Origin of the sequence: Marinifilum fragile (assembly GCF_963677365.1) — a bacterium.
GTDB lineage: Bacteria > Bacteroidota > Bacteroidia > Bacteroidales > Marinifilaceae > Marinifilum > Marinifilum fragile.
Window position 1 is genome coordinate 584,433 of record NZ_OY781962.1, and the last position, 25,770, is coordinate 610,202.

General features: G+C 39.6%; 14 protein-coding genes. 8 read left to right on the top strand and 6 right to left on the bottom strand.

The features are described 5' to 3' along the window. Window positions 1–258 precede the first annotated feature (258 nt). From ACKPCA_RS02090 to ACKPCA_RS02115, 6 genes are all read left to right on the top strand, one after another. The gene (locus ACKPCA_RS02090; protein ID WP_321281086.1) at window positions 259–2,094 is read left to right on the top strand and encodes a surface glycan-binding family protein; all 1,836 of its coding nucleotides are present in this window, start codon (window positions 259–261) and stop codon (window positions 2,092–2,094) included. An 11-nt stretch (window positions 2,095–2,105) separates the two neighbouring features. After that, on the top strand, window positions 2,106–2,777 hold the full coding sequence (locus ACKPCA_RS02095; RefSeq protein WP_321281087.1) for a choice-of-anchor J domain-containing protein: 672 nt from the start codon (window positions 2,106–2,108) through the stop codon (window positions 2,775–2,777). A 34-nt stretch (window positions 2,778–2,811) separates the two neighbouring features. Further along, window positions 2,812–5,955, top strand: coding sequence for a SusC/RagA family TonB-linked outer membrane protein (locus ACKPCA_RS02100; RefSeq protein ID WP_321281088.1), 3,144 nt, complete (start codon window positions 2,812–2,814; stop codon window positions 5,953–5,955). Between the two features lie 70 nt (window positions 5,956–6,025). Next, window positions 6,026–7,615, top strand: a complete 1,590-nt coding sequence (locus tag ACKPCA_RS02105; protein WP_321281089.1) for a RagB/SusD family nutrient uptake outer membrane protein — start codon at window positions 6,026–6,028, stop codon at window positions 7,613–7,615. Between the two features lie 59 nt (window positions 7,616–7,674). Then, window positions 7,675–8,934, top strand: a complete 1,260-nt coding sequence (locus ACKPCA_RS02110) for a glycoside hydrolase family 88 protein (protein ID WP_321281090.1) — start codon at window positions 7,675–7,677, stop codon at window positions 8,932–8,934. 201 nt (window positions 8,935–9,135) lie between these two features. After that, on the top strand, window positions 9,136–11,994 hold the full coding sequence (locus ACKPCA_RS02115) for a ligand-binding sensor domain-containing protein (RefSeq protein ID WP_321281091.1): 2,859 nt from the start codon (window positions 9,136–9,138) through the stop codon (window positions 11,992–11,994). Window positions 11,995–12,254: 260 nt separating this feature from the next. Here ACKPCA_RS02115 and ACKPCA_RS02120 read toward each other — a convergent pair whose 3' ends face one another. Further along, a complete protein-coding gene (locus ACKPCA_RS02120; RefSeq protein ID WP_321281092.1) occupies window positions 12,255–14,591 on the bottom strand; it encodes a TonB-dependent receptor in 2,337 nt (778 codons plus the stop codon). Window positions 14,592–14,642: 51 nt separating this feature from the next. Between ACKPCA_RS02120 and ACKPCA_RS02125 the strand changes: the two genes are divergently transcribed. Beyond that, complete coding sequence (locus ACKPCA_RS02125) at window positions 14,643–14,822, top strand: hypothetical protein (protein WP_321281093.1); 180 nt, start codon at window positions 14,643–14,645, stop codon at window positions 14,820–14,822. A 91-nt stretch (window positions 14,823–14,913) separates the two neighbouring features. Here ACKPCA_RS02125 and ACKPCA_RS02130 read toward each other — a convergent pair whose 3' ends face one another. The 5 genes from ACKPCA_RS02130 to ACKPCA_RS02150 form a co-directional block, all read right to left on the bottom strand. Next, window positions 14,914–15,765 (bottom strand): DUF1961 family protein, encoded by an 852-nt coding sequence (locus tag ACKPCA_RS02130; protein ID WP_321281094.1) that lies wholly within the window; start codon window positions 15,763–15,765, stop codon window positions 14,914–14,916. A gap of 218 nt (window positions 15,766–15,983) precedes the next feature. After that, window positions 15,984–17,483: a sulfatase family protein gene (locus ACKPCA_RS02135; protein ID WP_321281095.1), complete on the bottom strand. Its 1,500-nt coding sequence runs from the start codon at window positions 17,481–17,483 to the stop codon at window positions 15,984–15,986. Between the two features lie 3 nt (window positions 17,484–17,486). After that, window positions 17,487–20,573 carry a chondroitinase family polysaccharide lyase gene (locus ACKPCA_RS02140; RefSeq protein ID WP_321281096.1) on the bottom strand — a complete coding sequence of 1,029 codons (3,087 nt, stop codon included), beginning with the start codon at window positions 20,571–20,573 and terminating at the stop codon, window positions 17,487–17,489. Between the two features lie 161 nt (window positions 20,574–20,734). Beyond that, on the bottom strand, window positions 20,735–21,958 hold the full coding sequence (locus ACKPCA_RS02145; RefSeq protein WP_321281097.1) for a glycoside hydrolase family 88 protein: 1,224 nt from the start codon (window positions 21,956–21,958) through the stop codon (window positions 20,735–20,737). Window positions 21,959–21,970: 12 nt separating this feature from the next. After that, window positions 21,971–24,223, bottom strand: a complete 2,253-nt coding sequence (locus ACKPCA_RS02150; RefSeq protein WP_321281098.1) for a polysaccharide lyase family 8 super-sandwich domain-containing protein — start codon at window positions 24,221–24,223, stop codon at window positions 21,971–21,973. A 708-nt stretch (window positions 24,224–24,931) separates the two neighbouring features. On the opposite strand from ACKPCA_RS02150, the gene ACKPCA_RS02155 reads away from it, so the two are divergent. Further along, window positions 24,932–25,663: a DUF6250 domain-containing protein gene (locus tag ACKPCA_RS02155; protein ID WP_321281099.1), complete on the top strand. Its 732-nt coding sequence runs from the start codon at window positions 24,932–24,934 to the stop codon at window positions 25,661–25,663. The last annotated feature ends 107 nt before the right edge of the window (window positions 25,664–25,770 follow it).

The window sequence follows — 25,770 nt, forward strand, 5'->3', positions numbered from 1 at the left end:
TTTTTTATAGTGCTCTGTCTATAAAAAGTTTGAGAAGATTTGAACTTTGATATTTTTGTATCCAAAATTATTCACACATGGGTGAAAAACGTGTGGTTAGTTGGATTATCGTACTTGAAAGGTGGTAGTTGAATGATATTGGACATGTTTTGAATAAAATTGTCACATTATCCTTTGACAGCAAGGATACATTTACGCAGTCGTTTTCGGAACGATGTTGAAAATCTAATACTAATCTTATATCAAAACGTTAATTCAATGAATTATTCAAACGATTGTAAAAACAAATGGCGTTTTGGATCCAAATGGTTGGCAGTGGCATTTGCCTTGCTTTCAGTAATTGCATATTCTTGCGATGATGAAAGTGATTCTGCAGAAGACGTTTTGGCTCCAAGTGGTCTGCGTTATGCTTCAGTTACCGAAGTTTATGAAGGAAAGGCAATGGAAACTGCACAACCTGTAGTTTTTTCAGATTCTCAACCAATTTTTGAAATTGTGGAAGGTGCTGCTGAAGATGGTGGTGTTTATGTAGAGGGTGTATTTACTATTAAGGATTCAACTGGGGTGATTAGTTTAACTAATGACAACAAGTTGGTCGCTGGTTTATACAAACTGAATGTGAAGGTAAGCAACAAAGTTGGTGAGAAAGTTTTTCCTGAAGCTGTTGAGTTGAGAATTCTTCCAAGTACAATTGAAGGATTGCAGTATGCACCATATGTGCAGACTATTGTTCGTGGAGCTGAAGGACAGAAAACAAGCAAGCCTTTGTTTAAAGGAAGCCAACCTGCTACTTTTTCATTAGAAGGAGAAAGTGATTTTACTATAAGTGCTGAAACCGGTGAGATTTCATTGGCTTTAGATTCAGATATTGAAGCTGGAAACTACAAGTTGTCGGTGAATGTGTCAAATGCTGCAGGTGTAGCTGAGTTTAAAGAGGTAATAATGGTGAAGGTGGAAACCAAGGCATATAATTTGGTTTATTCACCTCAGGAATATTTGGATGTTCAGCAATTACAGGCAAAGCAAAGTGCTCAACCTACTGTAGCTGGAACAGGTCCGTTTACTTTCGCTTTGAAAGACGATTTTGGATCATTTACCATTGATGAAAATACAGGAGTAATTTCATTGCCTGAAAATCATCCATTGGATATTAATACCTACAATCTTACTGTAGTGGCTACTAATGCTCACGGAAGTACTGAGTTTGCAAATGCAGCTTCTTTCCAGATTGTGGAAATCAAAGCGGTATTGCCTTCTGACCTGCAATATTCGAAGTCAGCATATGTGGTTAACGAATCTTTCGCATTCCAGTCTGTACAGCCAACAGTGGTAGGAACAACACCTATTACTTATGCACTTGTTGATAACAAGGGAGCATTTGCAATTGATCAGAACACTGGTGTGATTAGCCTTGCAGAGGGAAATAGTCTTGCCATTGGTGAATATACTCTATCTGTAAAAGCTACGAACATTAAAGGTGAGGTGACTTTTACTGATGTAATTACTGTAACCATTCAGGTTCCAACTCCTGAAGTTGTATTCGAAGATGGATGGGATGAAGTATCTCCTAAGGCTGGAGAAAAAGGATTGGGAAATATGAAAGAAGTAAGTCTTTTGAGTGATCCTGTTCAGGCAACCAATTTCAAATGGGATTACGGCTGGGGTAACTGGAGCGTTATGGATGTGGATAATCTAAGTGCCAGAGGAGCAATCATGATCTCTAAGAAAGCTGAAAATGATGATTGGTTGTATGCTGAGAATGTGGATCTAACAAATTTTGTGAATTCTCAATTAGATTTTGCAGCCTATAGTCGATACGGAACCAATAGCAATAATACTCTTGAGTTAATGATTTCTACCAATTTTGCTGGTGATGTTGAAACTGCAAACTGGGATAATCTTGATTTTACTTCGGTTCACAATTTTACATTTGCTCAGGCAAGAATGGTTGATTTAAGTGCATACGATGGACAGGTAGTGACCATTGCATTCCGTCATAAGAGTTTCTTAATTGAGGCTGACAATGGAGATCCGAAGAATTTGAGTAGAACAACATACGTTCAGGATTTCAAAGTTAGTGGTCTTAGAAAATAAAGATTGAAAAGATGACGATGTTAGGATCTAAAAATATAATGAAAGTGGTATCAGCAGCAATGCTGGTATCTCTTCTCTTTGGATCGACTGCCATGGCGGGAGATAAAGCACCAAAGAATAAGAAATCGGGAAAAGTTACCATCTTTGAAGATGGCTGGCAAGAATTAAAAGCAGTAGAGGGTGAATACCAAACTGGCAATTTTACAGCCATTAGTGTAGAAGGAGAACCTGTTCAGTCTGATAATAAAAAGTGGACAAGTGGATGGGGAAACTGGAGTGTGAACGGTAAAGATGGAAACTCAAAGCGTGGTGTAATCATGGTTCCTAACCAATCGGTAAATGATGACTGGTTGGTGTCTGAGGAAATTGAGCTTGCCAATTGCAAAAAAGCAGAATTGGTGATCGAGGCTTATTCAAAGTATGGAACTGACAGTGCCAATGAACTGAAAGTATTGATTTCAGACAACTACAAGGGAGATGTTGAAGCTGCCCAGTGGGATGAGTTGTGGATGGAAAGCATTCACAAACAAAACCAGGCTGTGGAAAGAAAGATTAGTCTGAAAAAATACATGGGGAAAAGTGTAGTGATTGCTTTTCGTTCCATTCATAGTGGCAAATCCGTGAAGAATATGACAAGAACAACATTCTTGTCGAATGTTAAAGTTACAGCTATTCGCAAGTAGATTTAGCTGAATTGAAGAATCTTAATTTGTAGAAATGAACTTCATTAATTCAAGAAATAGAATGAGAAATGTAGTACAATGCTTGTTGGTATTGGTGCTAACATTTACAAGCACCTTGTCTTATGCGCAAGGGAAAAAAATTAGTGGGATTGTACTTGACGATACTGGACTGGAACTACCAGGTGTAAGTATTTTGGAAAAAGGGACTACCAATGGTACAGTAACATCAATTGATGGGAAATTTCAAATCTCTGTAGGCAAGAATGCTACCATTGTTGTTTCTTTCATTGGTTTTGCAACTCAGGAAATTACTGTTGGAAATCAGACTGACTTAAAAATTACAATGGCAGCTGATGTTCAGCAATTGGAACAAGTTGTTGTTGTAGGATACGGAACCAAGAGTGTGAAGGATGTTACCGGATCAATTGTATCGGTTCGTCCTGAGGAACTTGCAAAAGCTCCTGTAGCGAATTTCGACCAGGCATTGTCAGGTCGAATGGCAGGGGTACAGGTTACCAGTACTGATGGTCAGCCAGGTTCGGGAATGCAGATCGTTATTCGTGGAGCGAACTCGGTAACAGGAGATAATTCACCATTGTATGTGGTTGATGGAATTCCTATGGAGAGTTTTGATCCAGGTATGATTTCAACTCGTGATATTGAAAGCTATGATGTGTTGAAAGATGCTTCTGCTTCGGCTATCTACGGTTCTCGTGGGGCCAATGGTGTAATCATCATCACAACAAAAGGTGGTAAGTCAGGTCCTTCAAAGGTAAGTGTTAATTCATCTGTAGGTGTACAGTGGATTCAGAATCGTTTGGATGTGATGAATCCTTATGACTTTGTTGTTCTTCAGCAGGAAGTTGCTAATGCCAAAGGTGGAGAGTATATTGATAAGTTTAAAGAACATTGGGTAGATCCTGAATTGTATCGCAATAAAAAGGGAACCAACTGGCAGGATGAAATTTTCCGTGAAGCAATCATGAAGAACCTCAATGTATCAATGAGTGGTGGTAACAGCAAAACAAAGCACTACGTTTCTTTTGATTTCCTTAATCAGCAGGGAACCATGATTGAAACGGGTTACGAAAAATACAACGGAAGATTAAAATTAGATCACAACCTAACTGACAAGATTAAAGTAGGTGTGAATATGAACTACTCTGTTATGAAGCAAACAGGTGATAAGGTTGCTGGTAACAACAGAGTGAGTATTTTGGCTGATGCAATTACTTTCCGTCCGGTAGAACCTGTAAACGATGATGGTTTACAGAATGGTATCGACTTGGAAGATCCAAATAACATGCGTTTCAACCCAGTTAAGACCTTGAAGAATACTGATCGTCAGACTGACTGGAATGTTTTCCGTGCAAATGTTTATGCTGATTTTTCTTTGGCAAAAGGTTTGAACTTAAAGCTAACAGGAGGATATGTATCTGACAACCGTCGCCAGGAATTGTTCTACGGACAAGAAACTTTGGAAGGATACAAGGGAGCTAATGGTATCAATGGTACGCTTACCGATAGAAGATACTATACTCTTTCTACTTCGAATGTACTGACTTACAAGACTAAAATTCAGGATCACAAATTCACTGGAATGTTAGGATATGAGTTCAGTTCTAGAGACAGTGATTGGTTTAGAGCAAAGAATACTCACATGCCTTTGGATAACCTGGGTGTTGATAATATTGGATTGGGTGAAGAACCAATCATTCCTGAATCATATGCTGAGAAGTCAACTTTATTGTCATATTTCTCACGTGTTGATTACTCTTTCCGTGAAAAATATTTGTTGACAGCCTCTTTCCGTATGGATGGATCTTCGAAGTTCTTAGGAAAGAACCAGTGGGGATACTTCCCATCATTCTCATTCGGATGGAGAATGATTGAAGAGTCATTTGTTAAAGATTTGAACCTGTTCTCGAATTTGAAATTTAGAGCTGGTTGGGGGGCAACAGGTAACAACAGAATCCCAACTTATTCAGCGCACAGCCAGATGAATGCGGATACTGATAATGGTTACAATTTCGCAGGTCAGTATTCAAAAGGAATTTACATGACCAATCTTGCAGACAAGAACCTGAAGTGGGAAACTACTTACCAATACAATGCTGGTTTGGATATGGGATTCTTCGACAACAGATTAAATGTGAATGTTGATGTGTACAAGAAGAATACGGTAGACCTATTATTGATGCGTTCAATGGCTCCTTCAACATCATTCAAAAGTGTTGTTGCTAACATTGGAGAGATTGAAAATAAAGGTCTGGAAGTTGCCATTACCTCAAGAAACATCGATACTGAGGATTTCCAATGGACCACCAACTTTAATATCTCTTTCAACCGAAATAAAACAGTTAAGTTGAACGACGGAGAATCTTTCATGTTGACAAATCCTGAGTGGAACTATAAGTATACAGAATATCAGTATATCACTGAAGTAGGTGGCCCTGTGGGGCAGATTTACGGGTTGTTGTCTGATGGATTGTATCAGGTTGATGATTTCAATTATGTGAATGGTGAAGGATATGTTTTAAAAGATAATATTGCGGATAACGGTGGAGCGGTTGTTCCAGGTTCCGTGAAATACAAAGATTTGAATAACGATAACACCATTGATGAGCGTGATAGAACTGTAATTGGTAATCCAGAACCTAAGCATTTCGGAGGTATCAATAACTCTTTCAAATATAAGAACTGGGATTTTTCATTCTTGTTCCAATGGTCTTATGGTAATGATATTTTAAATGCCAACAGAGTTGTATTTGAAAGTCCTGATATTAAAGAGAATCACAACTTCTATGCTTCTGTAGCAAATCGTTACACTCCTACAAACCCAACAAATGATATTCACATTATTCGTGGTGAGAAGGCTGTGTTGGGCTATGCTCCGGAAGGAAATAAGGTTTCTGATCGAGTAGTGGAAGATGGTTCTTACCTGAAATTGAAGACTGTTTCTTTGGGATATAACTTCAGCAAGAATTTCTTGAAGAAAACTTGTTTCTCGAAAGCAAGAGTATATGCTTCAGCTCAAAACTTATGGACCTTAACCAACTATTCTGGTTATGATCCTGAGGTTTCAGTAGGTAAGTATGGTGCTTTGACTCCAGGATTGGACTACTCTGCTTATCCTGTAAGTTCAACAGTAACTTTTGGTGTTGACTTAACTTTTTAATTAAAAGCTTATGAACTGCCATTTCCAAGCAGAATCATTCTTTGAAATGGCATTTTAAAAAAAATAACAAATGCAAAGATCATTTTTAATCATATTCGCAGTTCTGTCTGTCCTTTTTACTTCTTGTGAATCGGAGTTGGATCAGACACCCCTTTCAACAATAAGTCCTGATAATTTTTATCGCAATGAGGCGGATTGTAGATTAGCATTGAATGCAGTTTACAGCGATGTTGGAAGCAGTTACACTTATGGAGAACAGTTGCCTATTCAATTCATGGTAGGAACAGACGAGGCTGTTTTCTCACGTTCTTATAATTCCTGGACTGTAGGTTTGTATATTCACAATGCTTCTACCGTTGATTTGGAAAACACATGGAGAACCTTGTACAGAGGAATCAACAGTGCCAACTTGTTGTTGGAGAACTTGCCAGGAGCAGAGTTTACTGAGGATAGCAGAAAATTAAGATATGAAGCTGAAACTCGTTTCCTAAGAGCTTTCTTCTATTTTGACTTGGTTCGTTGGTGGGGTGGAGTACCATTGAGAACGAAATCTGTTAGCGATGCAACAGCCAATGATATTGCACGTACTTCGGCTGAAGATATTTACGAGTTTATTATTACTGAATTGGAAGCTGCTGCGCCAAACTTGCCACTACCTTCAGAGGGGATTGAATATGGAAGAGTTAGCAGAACAGCTGCTTGGGGATTATTGGCAAGAGTGTACATGACAAAAGCAGGTGTACCATTGAAACACATGCCAGCAGAATCTTATGCCAAGGTGAATGAGTATTGTGACCTAATCATCAACAGTGGAGAGCATAATTTGATTGAGAAGTATGAAGATGTCTTCATGAACGAAATTACAGGTGTTAATGATGATACCGAGGTTATTTTCGAAGTTCAGTTCGAGAACCAAAGAGGTGCTGGGATTCGTGAAGATGGTAAGCATGGTAACCTAAACGGAATCATGTGTCAGCAAAACAATTCTCCTTATGCTTATGCATTTACCTATGCAGGATTATCATTGATTAATTCTTACGATCAGGACAATGATGAGCGTTACGACTGGAATGTTGCCAACTTTAAAGTTGATAAAAGCGGAGTTGTAAAGATTCAGAAAAACAGATATGAGTGGTTCCCAGGTAAGTTCCGTCGTATTCAAAAAGTGGATAACGCTGATGGATCATACAGCTGGTATGGTTTGGAACCTGGTGATTTGGATAAGAACTATACTGGAATTAATTTCCCAATTCTTCGTTACTCTGATATTCTATTGATGAAAGCAGAAGCTTTGAATGAGTTGGATAAAACTGCAGAAGCTGTTCCATTTATGAATCAGGTTCGTAACCGTGCAGGATTAGCTAATATAGAAGCTGATTTGGTTGCTACTGCTGATGATTTCCATGAGGAGTTGATGACTGAAAGATTGAGAGAATTCTGTTTTGAAGGAATTCGTAAGCACGACTTGATTCGTTGGGGAGTGTTGGTTGAAAAATTGGCGCAACTAAAAGCAGAAATGCAAGCTGCCAACGTTGCTTCTTCGAGAGAGTGGTTGTATCGTTCATCGAATAATGTTGCTGAGAAGCACTATTTGATGCCAATTCCTTTGAAGGAAATGAACGAGAACAAGTTAATGGAACAAAATCCATTGTGGAAATAAAGATAAATTGAACAGGGAGTTACTCCCTGTTCTTTTACCAAGCTGTTTAAAAGAAAATAATGTTGCAAAAGATTATACTTTTTATCGCATTAGGATTACTGATGGGGGTAAATTCCTCTTGTTTGCAATCTGCTTCGTCAAAAGGAAAAGATACCAGCAAACAAGAAATGTCGCCAATATTTCAGGAAGAGCTTAATGTGAATATTGAGCAGGAGATGAAATTTTGCGAAGGACAGTTGAAGAAATCGGTGGCTTTGCATACTGACTTTGAAACACATCCTCGCTTAATAGAGAGTGGAGAAGAGCATTGGAAAATGCCTGAAAATGGAGTTCTTGTTTGGACGGTTGGCTTTTATCCTGGCATTCTTTGGCAGATGTACGATGTAACCAAGAATGAGTATTGGAAAGAGGAGGCTCTGAAGAGAACGTTGCCTTTGGAACCATATAAATACAACAAAGAACACCACGATGTTGGTTTTATGATGTATTGCTCTTACGGACAGGCTTATCGATTGACTGGAAAGAAAGAATACCGTGATGTATTGATAGAATCCGCAAACTCATTAATCACCAGATACAATGCTAAGGTAGGAACCATCAAGTCATGGTCGAATGAGCTGCATCCTCAGTGGAAACAACACATCACCATCATCGATAATATGCTGAATCTTGAGCTGTTGTTTTGGGCATCGAAAGAGACTGGCAATCCTGTTTACAGAGATATTGCGATAAAGCATGCTGAGACCACCATGAAACACCATTTTAGAAATGATTACAGTTGTTATCATGTGGTAGAGTACGATGAAAATACGGGAGCCGTTCGAAATAAGAACACTTCTCAAGGTTATGCCGACGAAAGTGTTTGGGCCAGAGGACAGGCTTGGGCTGTTTATGGTTACACCATGGTTTATCGTGAAACCAAAGATCCTAAGTTTTTAGATTTTACTATGAAGGTTTCAGAACGGTTTATTGCAGGTTTGCCAAAAGATCATATTCCTTACTGGGATTTTGATTTGACAGGCAAAGAAGGTGAACCACGTGATGCATCGGCCGCTGCTATTGCAGCTTCAGGTTTGGTGGAACTAAGCTCATTGCTTACCAAACCGGAATTGAAAGACCGCTATTGCAAGGCTGCTGATGCCATTTTAAACTCTTTGGCATCACCAAGCTATTCTGCAAAAGGTGTGAACGATGCTTTCCTGTTGCATAGTACAGGAGCAAAACCACAGCGCCATGAAATTGATGTGGCCCTGGTTTATGCTGACTACTATTACCTGGAAGCATTGAGAAGAAGAAAAGCATTGACCATTGAGATGTAGGTCTGATGGTACAAGTATGAAATTATAAAGGAAATAAATGTGTGAAGCCTTGAGGTTGAATACATTCATTTGGTACGAAGCTCTCTTAGGTATTTTGCCTTCGAGAGCTTTTTTTATAATAATAATGGTTTTGATTCTTTGTCAGAGATTGAAATATTATTTTTAGGCTGTTCTTAAAAGAGTAATCGTTTAAATAGAGGAATGAGATTGATAAAGTACATATTGGCTCTGGTTTTTGCCTGTTTGCTGTTTACCCCTACAAAAGCTAAAAGTAAGGAGATTCGTTTTCAAAAGTTTACCACTTCTGATGGTTTGCATTCAAATGTTGTGTACTCCATGCTTCAAGATTCGAAAGGGTTGATATGGCTGGGTACCAAAGAGGGGCTGAACCGTTTTGATGGTTATCAGATTGTCAATTTCCCCTTGCCTCAGGGGCCTTTTGCTAAGGTTGCGGATCGAAGAATCAATGTTCTCATAGAGGATAAGGATCAGAATATTTGGATTGCTACCCAAATTGGGGTGGTTTTTCTGAACAGGGAATCGGGAAAGATGAAATACTATCTGATGCCCTATAAGGTTAATAAATCACAGAGCCTTTATGTGAATGATTTGGCCGTTTCAGCAAGCAATGAAATATGGGTTGGTACTCGTAATGGTTTGTTTAAATTCAACAGGGAACAGGATCAGTTTGAACAATATGAGCACTTTCCCTTTAATAGTGAGACTGTAAGCTATTCGAAAGGAGAGCGCTTAATCAATGATTTGTGTTTCGATAAGAATGGACACCTGTGGATTGGCACGGCAGGAAATGGAATCACGGTTTTAGATACAAAGAAGAAAAAGAAACAACAATTTCGTCGATCCAAAAAAAGAAAAGAGGGGGAACTGATTTCTAACTATGTAGAGGATTTGTTTAAGGATAGAGAAGGCAAAATGTGGATTGCCACAGTGGGAGGTTTAAATCTGTTTCAGGAGAAAGAGGAGAGTTTTGTTACCTATCGTCATTCGGAAGGAGACAAGTATAGCTTGTCTGATAGTTACATCACTGCGATTAATGATGATGAAAAAGGAAACCTTTGGATCGGAACCCAAAAGGGATTGAATTTCTTTGATCGAGAGGAAGAAAGATTCTACAATTACCAGCATCATCCCCTGTTAAAAAAGAGTATCTCAAGCAATAACATTCTGGCTGTTATGAGTGAGAGATCTGGAAGTTTTTGGGTGGGAACCATGCAGGGAGTCAATCATTTTTCGCCCAATAGCCTGCCTTTTGAATTGTATCAGAATATTCCGCAAAATAAATATTCTTTACCCGACAATACCTTGCGTGCAGTCGTTTCGGATGAACTGGGCAATGTTTGGGTTGGCATGATGAGGGATGGCATAAGTCATTTTGACCCGGTGAAAAAAGAATTTAAGCCTGCCAAAGTAAGCGAAGCTACCAAGAGGAAGAAAAGACACAAGACCGTTAGAACGGCTTATTTAGATAGCAAAGGGCAGGTATTCTTTGGTACCGATGCAGGAGTGTTAAAATACAATGTGAAAAGCAGGGTGTTTGAAAACTTTACGGCAAAGGGGAAACTGATTTTCCAAAAGAGTGTATTTGAGATTCTGGAGGATGACGAAGGGAACTACTGGTTTTCCGAACTGGATAAGGGAATCTGGAAATGGAATCCCCAAAAGGGAAGTATAGAGCTTCTGGATAAGGAAAAGAATGATCTGACAAATCAAAATGTAAAAGTGATCTCGCAGGTGACCAATGGTGACATCTGGGTGTCATGCCACATGGGAGGTCTCTGTCGATTAAAAAGAGGAGAGAGCAGGTTTCAAAGCTATAGAGCTTCAAATCAGAAAGGAAGTTTGTCGAGCAACAGGGTCTACGATATTTTTGAAGACAGCAAAGGAAACTTATGGATTGCTACCAGCAATGGACTCAACCTCTACAACGAAAAAGAGGACACATTTACTAGCTTTGTTGAGAAGGACGGACTACCCGGAAACGTGGTGTTGAGTATACTGGAAGATGAAAAGAACCGTTTGTGGCTCGGCACCAATAAGGGATTAAGCTGCTTTGATGTGAAGAAAAAGCAGTTTGCCAATTTTTACCAGGAAGATGGCTTACAAGGGAATATTTTTGAATACAAGGTGGCTTGTATTGATACCAGCGGACAAATGTATTTCGGAGGAAATAATGGATTAAACTCTTTTTATCCTTCCCACTTTAAAATGAATTCCTTCACCCCGGAGGCTCAGTTTGTCTCTTATTCAAACTCAGGGGAATCAGGAGATGTGTTTCAGCAGAAAGTTGAATTGTATCATACCGATCAGAACTTGAGTGTTACGGTAGCTTCCATGTCTTATTGGGAACCTGAAAAAAACAGAATTCGCTACCGTATTTCCTCATTAGATACCACCTGGACGCTTTTGCCTTTGGGTGAACACCAGATTGTAGTTCCAGAACTGGCTATTGGTGAACATCAGCTTGAAGTATTGGTGTCCAACAATCATATGAAATGGAGCTCATCTCCTGCCGTCATGATGATTGTTGTGAACAGGAACTGGAAACAATATTCATGGTTGCTTTATCTCCTTGTTCTAGTATCTGTTTTATCGGCGGGGGCTGTTGTGTATGCAAATCGCAGGAAGAAAGAAGAACGAAAAAAAGTAAAGGCAAAAGTGGTGACAAAAAAGGCAGCTCCAGCACCTAAAAAGAAGGAGTGGGAGGAAAGTATTAAGACTCTTAATCAATTTATGGAGGAAGAGAAGCCTTATCTCGATAAACGATTGACCAAGTCACAATTGGCCATTCAGCTTTCCTGGAGCGAGGTGCAGCTTTCAAATACCCTGCGTGATGGTTTACAAATCAGTTTTAACGATTTTATTAATACCTACAGGGTAGATGAAGTAAAGAACCGTTTACAGGATCCCCAGAACAAGGATTACACTCTGCTGGCAATTGCCGAAGATTGTGGTTTCAACTCGAAAACCTCTTTCTACAGAATTTTTAAGAAGTTCACCGATTTAACTCCTAGTGAATACCTGGAAAAGCAGGAGAAGTAGTTTTCCAGGCATATTTGTGATATCCCCATAAACTGGAAGAAGGAGTCCGGAATGATATTTCAGACTCCTGAATGGAATTACTGCTACTCGTATTACTGAGTCATTGCAACTATGCTTACGACGTCATCGCAACTATGCTTACGACGTCATCGTAACTATGCTTACGATGACATTATAATATTACCAGCACAGAAAGAACTCTCAGCCTACCTTCAGGCTGATTGGTGTACCGTTTTAGCTTCTCAGTTTAGTTGTTGCAATCAATTGGAATGCTGCCATTTGTACACCAAGCCTACAATAAGTCTTCTGGTATCCATATACCTTGAGCTTCGAGAAACAAACTGTATGTTTTCGGCCTCGTTCCATTGTTTTTTGCTATCAAGTAAATTCGCTCCTTTAAGCGACACCTTTAGTTTCTTTTTGAAAAAATCGCGACTAAAGGCCATGTCCAGATTGTAAAGTTCTCCTTTCAGGCCGTTAGGCATTAAGGTTTTCGAATTATAGGTGTAGTTCACATGCATGCTTACACTTTTGGGCAGTTTAAATTGTCCGGTAAGCTTGTAGCTATAGCTCCACAATTGCTTTTTTTGCAGAGAAATACCTTTTCCTGAGAACTTTTGATGGAAGATGGAGCCACTTCCGTTTAATCTGCACCATTTGGCTGGCAAGTAATTAAAGGTATACTCGTTACCGGTCACAAATTGTTTTGCTAAATTGTCGAAGCTTCTAAAAAGAGTATCTCCAATGGTATAGTATTCTTGCATGATCACATTTTCTACAAAGCGATGGAAGATTGCAATCCCCACTTGAAACTTCTCTTTGTGCAAGGCATAATCCAGTGAAACAGAATGTTCTTTTTCTGGTTTTAAATCGGGATTCCCAAAATAGATATTCAGTGGGGTGGCATCGTTTTTATAAGAGTTCAACTGGCCTGAACGTGGCAGTTTATGGCTTTTCTTGTAGGAGATACTCACATCGCTATGTTCCCAATTTCTTCCTGCATGAAAGGTTGGTAAAAGGCTCAGGTAGGAGTTGTGTTGTTGATTTCCAATTTCGTTACGAGCATTGTTGGTCGACCTGTCAACATATCGCAGTCTTGATCCGGCTGTAATGAACCAATTGTCGGTTTTAAAGTCAATAATCCCGTAAAGGGCAGAACTGCTGTTTTCATATTGATAGTTGAAGGTTTTAGATGGTACCATGATCCAATCCTGCTCGCTATGATTGTACTTTTCCTGAATTGAGTTCTGTGTTTGTTTTTCCATGCTCCAATCGATTCCTCCTTCAAAGCTCAGTTTATCACTCAATTCTCTTTCGTAGTCCAGATTACTTTGAACCTTTTGAACCGATAGATTAATATCATCTTTCTTCTCTGCCGGAAGGGTATTGATTGGCTTCCCTTCAGGATCAAAATTCAGGCTGGACATCAGCCTGTCTTCATACTGTTTTTGTTTGCGATAGCTGCTGCTTACTTTTAAAGTCTGCTTGTCCCATTTCCCGATGTATTGTGCGCGATACTGCTGTGTAAATTTATCCTTCTCAAAGGCTTGCTCCTGTTCGGTGTATTGGGTCAGAACCTGTTCTTCATTTAATAGTTCTTTAAAGATGTTGATTTGTGGATCTACCTGATTATTTTGCCACAGTCCATCTATTTTAAACAGGTGTTTTTCCGATGGTCGGTAGTTGATTGCGGTTCTGGCCTGTTGGCTGTTGGTTTTTTGCCATTCGTCCCTGGCTTGCCTGATATAAGGGGAGTTGCCGGGCAAGAGATTTTCTCGCAGCTGATTGATGGTGGTATTAAATTCATTGATGTTGGAGTTGACTTGAAAGAATCCTCCCCATTTATTGTGTTTTTTGTTAGTGGAGAAGTTCTCCTGGTGATTTCCAAAGTGATCAACAGAAGCTCTGAATTTACTCGAAGACCGAGATTGTATCGGCGATTTAAGCTGAATGTTGATCACACTTCCATCGGCATCATACTTTGCTGATGGATTTTGAATGACTTCAATTTTAGCAATAGAGGAGGGAGAGATTTGATCCAACTCTGATTGATCGTCAATCTTAACCCCATCGATTAATATGCTGGCTTGACGCCCTCGAATACTGACTGCCTCCTCCATATCAACAGAAACTGACGGAATGGAACTTAGCAATTCAATGGCTGAGTTGGTTCCCCCTTCAGGTAATTTATCGGGATACAACACCCAATTTCCATTTTCCTTACCGATTGACTTTTTCTCGGCAGTTACAAATACTTCCTGTAGGTTGTGTGCCGATGGATAGAGAGGAATAACTCCCAGATCTATGCTTTCAGTTGTTACATTCAGGAGCTTCTCGTAGGTCTCATATCCCAGGTACTGGATAATGATTTTATAGGTGCTGTTCTGTTTTACGGCAAGGGAAAAGCTTCCCTCGTCATCGGTCAGGGTTCCACTCATGCCACTCTCCGAATTGATATTGGAAATGGCAACCTGTGTAAAAGGTAAGGATTCATTGAGTTTTGTATCGAAAACTTGTCCTGTAATGCTTAGGTCCTGAGCCTGCATATTTACAGAGAACAGACAAACGAAAAATAGGAATAAGAGGCTTGATCGCATATTTTAATTTTTCCTGAATTAATATTTTGAAAATTAGCTTAGCGCGAATAAATGGAAATAGAATGTTTTTCAGGTGGATTTAGAGTGTTGGGAAGTGCCAAAATTAGGATTTGGGATAGAATGGATGCTTTTTCAGGCTCAATTAGCAAGGATGCTGTACCTTTTTTATTAGAAGTGGTAGGAATTAGTTCTTTTGTTTTCCTGAAATCAGGAAGGCTTCATAGTTTATAAGTGCACTTTTTTAAGTGATTCGAGGTAGGTGAGCATAAAAAATCCCCTTTGTCGCAGGGGAAAAGGGGAAGGTAGTTTATGTGCTGAATTTCTATTTTAATTCAAAGATTTGGTAGTTGTCGTAATATCCTCTGGCAGGAACCATCAAGCGAATGGCTGTTTGTCCTGCTCCCAGTGCAGCATCCGATTCTTTATCGTGATACTGGAAAACCAATTGGCCGTCTATCCTGAATTCAATCTGGTCTTTCCATTTAATAACCTTCATGTGATGTTTTCCGGTAAGGTTTTTAAGCGTTAAGTCCTGGCCTTTTGTTACCAACCTTCTGCCGGGACATTTGCGCATATTGGCAGTGCCGCGTTTGGGCGCCAGAAAGGAAATGCGATAATTGTATATGTCACCCTTCGTATACTGAGCGGCCACACCACAGCGCTTATTCAGGGAAGGATGGAATACATTTTCCCCTTTTGTACCTGTTGCTGAAAACATGATCATGTGCAAAGGGTAGGGAATAGGACTCTGAAAATCGAATTCAATCACGTAGTCTTGCGGTGTAATGGTTTTGTTCCAGTATACCAGGTGTCCACCTCTAAAAGTATTGTCCAGCTTGTAGGAAGAATACATGTGAGGTTCTGCTTTTAAAGCCAGGCCATCTACGTAGTTCTGATACCACTTGTCTGTACCTTCTTCAAAAACAATCTCACCCTTTTTCATCTTTCGGTTCACCTTTTTGTGATAATGGGAATAGAGTTCCAGGCGACCCTTGTTGATTTTAGCAATTCCCGGTCCTTCCATCACCCAGTCTTCCAATGATGATTTTTGATTGAAGTCACACTCGTATACCAATTTCTTCTCTTTTCCCTTTTCCAGGGATTCCTGCGCTACTGCCTGAAGCGTAAGAAAAGTGAGAAGTCCGGTGAGAAGGTATAGATGTATTCTGTTCATTACTTTAAAGTTTAGAAAAAGGGCCAGTAGTAAACATCCAGTAAAAGTGAAGCGATAATTTCAATGAAATGATTGGATGGCACTTTAGCCAAAGTGCAAATTTACTACTCAGCCCTTTTTTGAATCAAGATATGCTAAGTCTTATTCCAATTATAATACTAAATGAGCCTAAAAGAAAAGATGTGATTTATTAGGCGCATTTGGTGTGATAATTGGTATTATAAATAGGAAACAAACGGATCGTTTGTGCGGATTAAGATTTCACGAAGCTTTTCGGTTAAATCTTGCTCCAGTTCCGTATTCTCTCCATAAATGTTTGTCATTTGATATGGATCGTTTACATCATCATACAGGAAATGATGTTTCTCTCCTTTGTTATCATATGCGATCACATAAGTGTGGGTATGTGTTTTCACACCTCTGCGTTTTTCAGTATCGTCTTCTGGTTTGGCAAAGAAATACAAGGCCGCCTCCGGACGGTCTACTTTCTCATTTCTGAAGATTCCTGAGTAGTCTTTTCCTTCTACTTCAGATGGGATATCATCCGACATTCCCATTAAACCAAGTAGGGTAGGCATTACATCAGGTACACTCATCAACAAGTCATCGGTGCCAGGTTTAATCTTCTTAGGCCAACGAATAATGAATGGAATATCAAAGGCTTCGCTAAACCAAATATTCTTGTGCATCATACCCTGACTACCTAGCATTTCTCCGTGATCAGAAGTAAAGATTACGATTGTGTTTTCGTCTAAACCTTGTTCTTTCAAGCTTTTCAAAACTTTTCCAATTTGTAGGTCTACTCCTTCACACATTGAGAAGTAATCAATGGACTGATCGATTCTTTTTTCCACGAACATATCGCCAAAACCTTTGTCACCCATCTCTCTGTTGTCGGTAAACTGTACGTTCGGACGGTTCAGAACATCCTTCTCTGTTTTTCCTTCGAAACGTTCCTTGTATTTTTCAGGTACCAGGTTAAATGGATGATGAGGTGGGTTGATGGCCCAGAACATGGCAAATGGCTTGTCATCATTTCTGAATTTGTCACCAGCATTTTCCAGGTACTTCTCCACAACTTCAGCTTCATGCTCAGGAGACCATTGCTTAAAGTATTGAGCCTGATCTTCACCTGCATCGTTGATCCAGTAGTGAGGAGTCAAGTGGTTGTCATCAGCGCCATAAGAATACCAGAAATTAAATCCGTGGCGGTGTTTGCCAGGTTTGCAATAGGAATCCCAAACTTTAGCTTCTCCCTTTTGAGTTGGAGTAGGCCCGTCAAGGTGCCACTTGCCTACATAGGCGGCATCGTAACCATTGTTTGCCAATACATCAGAGAAACAAACATCATCTGGTTTTAAGAAGTTCCCAAATTCTGTCCTTCCCGAGTGGCAGTTAGACAATACTCCATTCGACAATGGATATTTTCCGGTTAGCATCATACCACGGTATGGGCTACACAACGGATGGTTACTAACTGCATTGCTAAATACAACACCATCGCTTGCCAGCTTATCGATATTTGGTGTTAACACAGGATCTTGCTTCATAAATCCCATGGCTTGCTTTCTGTATTGATCCGGGAAGATGAAAAGCAAGTTTGGTTTTTTCCCTTTTCGGGTACAAGAACTTAGTAAGCCCTGTGGAATCAAGGTCATACCTGCAGTAATTGCGGCGGTATTACGTATAAAGTTTCTTCTTGAAATATCTTTAGCCATGATCTATTTTTTGTGTAGTTCAACTTCTCTGGTCAAGCCATGCTGACAGCTGAATTCCAATACTGTTTGATTGGCTTCGTTGCTAATCAATGTACAGTATTTGTTGTTTGGAACAGACCAGTTTCCTTCAATGCTTATTCTCACTTTTGAAATCTTACTTTCGTTGTCTTTCCATTCGCGAGAATATATACTTCTTTCCTTTCTTTTACCATTTTCAATGACTACATCTGCCGGACCTTCATACAGGTGCAGATCAGGATCACAAAGGCTAAGAACTTTGGTGTCTTTTTTATCTTTCAGCATTACCAATGCAGGAGCATCAACAGCTTTCACTCCTGAGATGTTGATTTGTTCATTTGCTTCGAACAGAACAAAGGCAGTTGTTTTGCTTGCATTTTCACGAACAATGTGTGCTTTGCTGTCCTTTTGAAGAACGGTATAAGGAGCTTTGGCCTTTTTCTTCATTTGCTTGGCAAAATTCTGCAACTCTTTGTGTCCTCTTTGAACCAATATGGCATATTCATATGATTCCCCTTTTGGAGCCTTGCCGTGGCGAATCACTGCAGTTGCAAAGTTTCCCTGGTTTGGAGTTTCCTTCTTCTGATCTTTTGAATGCTGTAATTGCTTGCCCACTTCTACAGTATAGGCTGATGGAATGTAAAAGCTGTTTCCAACATTGTCGGTTAATAGGTTCGCTTTTTTACCTTTACCTACATAAGCAAACGGAAATTCAGAAATTTCCTTGCCATTCATTTGAACTGCATCAGATTCTTGCTTCAGATAGTTTTGGAATAGGGTGGTTTCCGTTTCAAAATCAGCATTGATATTTTCAATGTCGCTACCCAGGCAGATGATTTTCTCGTCGAAAAAGAAAACTGATTTTAAAGCACGGTGAGACCCATTGTATTTGTCGTGTTCATGAAGTTTCATTCCCCATGCACCATTCTTTCCTTCCAAAGAAATGGCTCCTGCAAATGCTTCATCAGACATAAGCATTTCCTCATAACCAGTTACCTGATCAACATTAAGAATGTTGGCACGCAATTGTTCTATTGGCAAGTGAATGGCAGTGATACCTGCAAATCTGCCCCAGTCCCAACCGTTTACATTAAACCCGGCAGTAAATACACTTGGCTTATCGGTTCCGGCCAAAATTTGAACCTGTCCGTGTTTCATATAACGACCATAGTAGTTGGCTCCAATATAGTGCTCGGCCGCCCATAAGTAACGGCTGTGTCCTTGTGCAGTAACCGACCAATTGTCTCTGCGGTGAATGCCCAGAGCAGCATAGTTCATGGTCCAGTTACCATTAGGATCAGCTTCAGCTTGTATCCCTTCTTTTTGGAATTTCTTAACACTATTGGTTGCTTTCTTACCTTGCATTAATCTAAGGTAAGCGGCAGCCATATCCTTGTCAATTTTCTTCTTTCCATCAGGAGTTCCTGACAGGGCCATCAATTCATAATGAGTAGCAGATAGTTTTCCTTTCCCATTTGGATGGCGTCCCGACATTGATGTTGGCCAGGTTTCCTTATTACAGAAAAGACGTGTCTTTAATAATGATTCTTTTAAAACTTGATGTCCTTCTTCAGAAACATGAAATGGAGTTTTGCTAAAAAAGTACACCATTTTTGTTGCACCATCATATCCTCCGGTAGCATAGGCAGGGTAATTATTGGCGTGGTGGAAAACCGAACCATCTACCTTGAAGCTGTCTTTCAAACCAGGAGCAAGTGCCAATCCGTTGTTGATCCAAGCTACATAGGCTTTCAAGTAGCGTACTTTTTCAGGAGAATCTTCCAGCATCAGGATACTTGCCAATCTTCCCATTACAGAAGTGTTGAAAGCATCAATGCTCATGCCTTTGCCACGGAAGGGAGCATACACCTCTTTTACACCAGAGTACCATTCCATTGCTTTTTGAGCCTGGTCTACTCTTTGGGTTCTAATTAATGATTCTCGCATTAGGAAATAGGCTGAGTAGTATGTTCTCATGCTATATCCAAGATGATGAAGGGTTCCGTTGGCGCTACCTTCAGCCCAGCCCTGATCGATTAGGTGATCAGATAGGTTGAAGAATAATTCCTCCAGTTCGCTTTTGTATTCTGCATTGTCCGTTTGGTTATAGGCACAGGCAACATCATACATTAATTTGGTATACTTCTGAAAGCCTTTGTTATGCTTGTTGAAGTAGTTCTTCCAATCCTTAGTGTAAGGGTGGTATATTTCTGAGAAACGACAAAACCAAATGTTTTCTCCGGTGATTTGGTCCTCATTTTTGGAAATTTTGTATTTGGCATAGTCATCTCTGATTTGCTTCATCAACTTGTCAGTAACTTTTACTTTTTTAATGACAGACTTGCTATACCTTTTGTTGATCATCTGAATCCCTTTGATCTGTTCGTCAGTCAGTGGTTCAAGTTTTTGGCTTGGCTTGTTTAAGCTCGACTTGTAAAGAACCAACCAGTGGTTTTCAGTTTTTGCATTCACAAATGGAACCTGGTAGTCAGGAGTATTCCATCTGCTGTCGGCAGGGGTGCACAACATGATGTGATCGAAATACAAGCTGCCAGAAGTATTTTCAGGAGCGATGATTCTCATCTTGTTCATGCTGGTTACTGGAGTACCTTTCATGTCGCGTTCGAAAGCTACCCAGGCAGCTCTCCATCCTTTGTAGTTTAATCCGAATTCAAATTCACAGTTTACAGTTGCATCAGTAGCAAACTGAACAGTGATTTTTTCATCTTTAGGAGTTTCATTGTAAACCCAAAAGCAAAAGGTTGGAATTGACTTGTCCACCGCTTCAGGGTTAAAGGGAGTAAAGTTTATATTTTGATCCAGTTCCAGAAAACCTTTGCGTTCCCATGTCCATTGTAAGCTTTGCTTGCCATGTTTAAAATGACGTTCGCTAACTTGTAATTCTGATTTTGAATCAGCACTCCACTGAGAGTTTACTTGCTCTCCTTCGAAGGAGATGATTTCAGGTACGAAAAGGTCCTGAGCTGATAACCTGGCACTGATAAGAACACAGGCTACCAGTAAGGCCTGTCTTAAACAGTGAAGTAATTTGGTATGTTTTTTTGTATGCATTGTAAATGTATTGACTTTTGCTGTTGCAAGAAAAGAATACCTGCCGGATGCAAGATAATGATTGAGAAATAAAGTGTACCAAAATCAATATTTGATACTTTTCTATTACAAGAATATAAAAGTAAAGCTTGTCCCCGAACAGTGACGGGGACAAGTTGAATTTATTTGGCTGCTAGTTTTTCCAATTCTCTTTTTCTGCAAAGAGCTTCCAGGAAATAATAGTCAGCATAGTTTAAAGGAACATCAATCTCTGCTCCATGAGGGATACTTCCCACACTGTGCATCAATAAAAAGTTGTTGTTCTCTCCCAGTTTAGCACGATAAGCAGGTGAGGAAAGGTTAACAACAATTTCATCGGCCAATTTCTTGTATGTAGCAGATTTTTCAGGACTGTAAGTGCTTAACTCATACAATGCAGAGGCAATTACACTTGCCGCTGAAGCATCTCTTGGGGTATTTGGAATGTCTTTGCAGTCGAAATCCCAATAAGGAACAAGGTCCTTAGGCATTCTTGGATGTGTGAAAAGGAAGTTGGCAATAGCTTCCGCTTGTTTAAAAAACTTAGGATCTTTGGTTTCACGGTAACAAAGTGTATATCCGTAAATAGCCCAACCTTGTCCACGTGCCCAGGCAGAATGATCAGCATATCCCTGAGCGGTAACTTTGTTGCGAACTTGACCTGTGATGGTATCGTAGTCGATCACGTGATATGAGCTGTAATCTTCACGGAAATGGTGATCCATAGTTGTTTCAGCATGCTTAATAGCGATATCTCTAAAGCTATTATCGCCGCTTAGTTTTGTAGCTTCGAACAACAGTTCCAGGTTCATCATATTGTCAATGATCACCGGACATTGCCATCCTCTTTTTGCTTGCCATCCACGGTGAACGTTCCAAGATTGGATTGCCCCCACGTTTGGACGGTATCTGGTACTTAATGATTTTGCAGCTTGAATAATTACATCCTTATATTCTGGTTTTTTAGTTAGTCTGTAACCATTACCATAGCTACAGTATACCATGAAACCTACATCGTGATGCCATGTTAGGTACTGAACTGTATCTAATGTTTCAGTAACTTTCTCAGCTTCAGTTTTCCATTTATTGTCACCTGTTAATTCATACAAATACCATAAAGAACCAGGAAAAAATCCACTGGTCCAAAGCTCAGGAGTATTGTATCTGGTGGTTCCATCCTCATGAATGGTTCTGGGATTCAAGATTTCTCCTTTGGCATTCATACTTTCTATTTCACGACCAATTTGTTGAGTCGCGAATTCTACATTTTCCTCTACAATATTATTAGAAGAATGTTTTGGACTATTGCATGACCAAAGAAAGGCCATACAAGTCAAAAGAATCGTAAATTGAAGATTTTGCTTCATTTTTGAACTTTATTATTTAAGATTTAATATTATTTGAGTTGATTTTCCAACGTTGATTCCTTGTGGGAAGTCAATGTTTGATTCAAGAATGTTATTCCCTGTATTGATTTTTATCTTTCCACTCTTTTGCTGATGAAGAGGATCTGAAACTTGAAGCACAGCCTCTTCATTGTTTAGGGATAGCATGGCAATAACAGGTACATCACTTTCCAAACTGATTCCACCTTTTAGCGATACTGATCCTTTCTTATAGAAGACCATCATATAAGTGTTGGCATCAATTTGAATAGCTTGCTGTCCATCATTGTTTTGAATGATAAGAGGGAAATTCTCTTTACAGATTTCTTTTAGCGTGCTGAGTTCAATTCCAGGGATTACCAGATAGGAGTAATCGGCTTGATCAGGGTTTTTGCCATGTGATAAGGAGAGCTGAAAAATGGAGGTTTCTTCCAATTGGCCTGCCTTGTTATTTGCATTTAAATAGCGGCCATCCAGGTCTGCCCAGTTACCAGTTCTATCTTCGGCAAATAGCAACAGTGAACTTTCTTTTTTTGTTGGGAAAATCAGGTAAGCAGTGCCATCATGATAAACCCACGAAGTTTTCTGGATGTTTTTGAACTTAAGATTTGAAGATTTACCTTCCTTAACCTTTCCTTTTTTGCCATTGATATTGTAATGAATTGATCCGTTTCTGATACTTTGATTCAGTGTTGTCCATACATCGAAATCATCATTTTTGTTTTTCCTGATGCTGTTTCCTAAGGCTAGAAGCACATTGTCATAGGTAAAGTATGCTTTGTTGGCTTGCAGGTTTGCATAGTTATTTACGCGATCGTATTGAAAGGCAGCAATCCCTTTTTTGTTGGCTGCCAATCCGCCGGCAAATTGATTTTTACTTTTACTTTCACGTCCCCATGGACTTAATGGCAACTTTCCGGTTTTTTGAAGAGCAGTAATTCCTGGTAAAGCGCGCCAATTCCATCCAATACGTGCTTTGTCGTATTCTTTTCCATTTCGGTAGATCATGGTAGAACCATCACCACTAAAGAAGTTGTTTTTCCCGTGAGCCCTTTCACTTTCAGAGGTTTCGCATCCAGTAGTTCGGTTTGATAACATCTTGATTGAGAAGTAAGCATTAGGGGTGCTATGTATCAACAAATCTGTATTCCAGAAATACTTGGTGGAATCAAGTGTTGCGGTGTGTGTTGCCCCCTGTTTTTGAAGAAGTGTTTTTAATTCAGCTTCTCTTTCAAATGTATATGGAGCAACTGCCATCAGTTTGGTGATGTTTTTCTTTATCTCTCCATTATCAGCCGGAGCTTTTTTCAATGCATTGTGTCTTCCGGCTAAGTTCAGGGCCGCACGGTTTTTAAAATGATACCACTGTATGCCATCTAGATAGTAGTCAGCAATGGTGTTCCATTCTTTTTCTGTAAGAGCCCATGGTGTTCCCTTTGTTACTTCAGCATAGTTAAGAATATGGTTAATCCAGTGAACTCCATATCCAACCCAGTAGTTTTGTGCACCTCCAGCATTGTGTTGAATCCACGATCCATCAGTAGTAAAGCCAGTTGGCAAATCTGTCGGAGTATTCACTACTCTTGGAAACTGTTCTTTTACAATTTCGTGTACCCAATCCATCTCGCTTTCGTTTTCTGAACAGGAAGCTATGGCTGTCATGCCCCACAAGCGGTAACCTACATTGCCACCTCTGTTATGACCTTCGTGTTTATCAAAGACTTTAGGACTTTTGCCATTATACCAGCACCAGTGACTAAATTCGCTAATGCTTTGAATCAGTGTGTCTATTGTACCTGCCATGGCTGGGTTTGACTCCCTCTCTTTTATCATGTCATTATAGATAACCAACTCAATGGCAGCCATCGCTCTTAGCGTTTCAAAAGGCACACTTGGGAATTTATATTTTGGTCGATGATTGATCCAATATTGCAAGGAACTGTAAATAGCCTTTCGCAACTCCTTTTTGTTGGGGTGTTTTGCTTTGTTGTAATCAATGGCTAATTGAGTGATTCGCCCTCTAATATGTTTTGTTTGGGGAGTTTCATCGGAAAAACTACCATCGTCCTGAAGTAAGGAGAGTGTTTTTTCTGTGTTGAGAGATTCTCCCTTTGCGGATAACTTGTTTCCTTGGAGTTCTGTTCTTATTTTTTGAAGATCTGCATTTCCTTTTTCCTGTGACGAGGCACTTGTCGACAAAAGTAGACAGGCAAAAAATGTGAAACAGATGGTGTGGATCCTGTTCATATGATTCTTGTTTTTTTGTTAATGATTCCTGGCATCTCCCGACTATTTCAACCATCAAATTTTGTCTTTGGAAGGTTGAATTAGTAATAAGCTTCCCAGTGTTGTTTTTTCATTGCATCATAGAGAGATTCTTTGTTCATTCTTGCGTGATTCTTCTATGAGTTGCATTTAAAATTATGAATTGCGTCCTGTGAGATGGAGGACTTTTTCATTTCTGGTACTATTCCTATAGGAAAGTTTTGTAAGTATCAGTAATTCAGGGCTTAAGCGGAGGTGTGTTATGGGTTTCAAAAAATGCGACTAGCTTAATTTTCTTGTTGTTAGAAGTGTAGCAATTGTTCGGAGAATTATGGATGGGAAGAAAGCGGATTATCTCCATATAAATCAAGTTGTTTTGTGGTGGATGTCGGTAAGGTGCAGATACCCAAAAAGAAAGCTGTATTAACAAGCAATTATTAATGATGTTTTCCAAGTGTGTAAAATCGTACGGAAGATATTGTACGATTTTTTAAAACCTGGTGTATCAGTGTGTTTTCGGGCTTCTTGCTTTACTGATGTGCCGAAATGGATATTTGGGACAGGCTTAGTTTGTGTGAGGTAATACTTTCAGGTATCTTGAAATCGTTTTCAGGAGCAGGCAAGTGCTCAGAATTGTTGTTTATTGACCCCTTGTAAGTCTGGGGTGTAATATTTTTAAAATAGAAGAAAATGATGCGATTATTTGGACTGGTATTTCTTGTGCTTTCTTTATGGGCATGTAATGCAAAATCTGAAAAAGAAAATTGGTATGAAATATCGAAATTACTGTTTGAAGATTCCTTTAGTGATGGTAGTTTGAGCAATTGGATTTGTGAAATTCAGGAGGATTCATGCAGCTCAGTTTTGATGAAAGACGGAAAGATGGATATTGATGTTTGTAAGGGAGCTTCCATCTGGCTGGATCAATATTTCGAGGGAGGAGTCTTAATTGAATATGATGCGACAGTAATAGGGAAAAATGGTCCAAATGATAGGGTGAGTGATTTGAATTGTTTTTGGAATGCGACTGATCCTAGAAATCCGAAAGACTTGTTTAGCTCTCCCCGAAAGGCATCAGGAATGTTTCATGATTATGATACCTTGCAATTGTACTATGTGGGAATGGGAGGTCATAACAATACAAAAACTCGTTTTCGCCGTTATGCAGGAGATGGGAACAAACCTCTTCTTGCCGGACATGACTTGTCATCTCCAGATGTGCTGATAGAAGCGAACAAGACCTACAGAATTCAGCTAATTGCTTTAAATGGACGAGTACAGTTTATCCGTGATGGAGCAATAATATATGATTTTAAGGATGAGGATGCTTATGAAAAGGGTTGGTTTGGAATACGAACCATCAACAACCATATGAGTGTTGATAATGTGAAGGTATATCAGATTAAAAGGAAAGATGAGTAAGACATATAGAAAAAGCATCAGCTTGCTAATCATAGCATGGCTATCGGTAGTAATGGTTACGGCTCAGAAAGTGACCCGAGTGGGAGGCCTGAATGAATAGGTGTTGG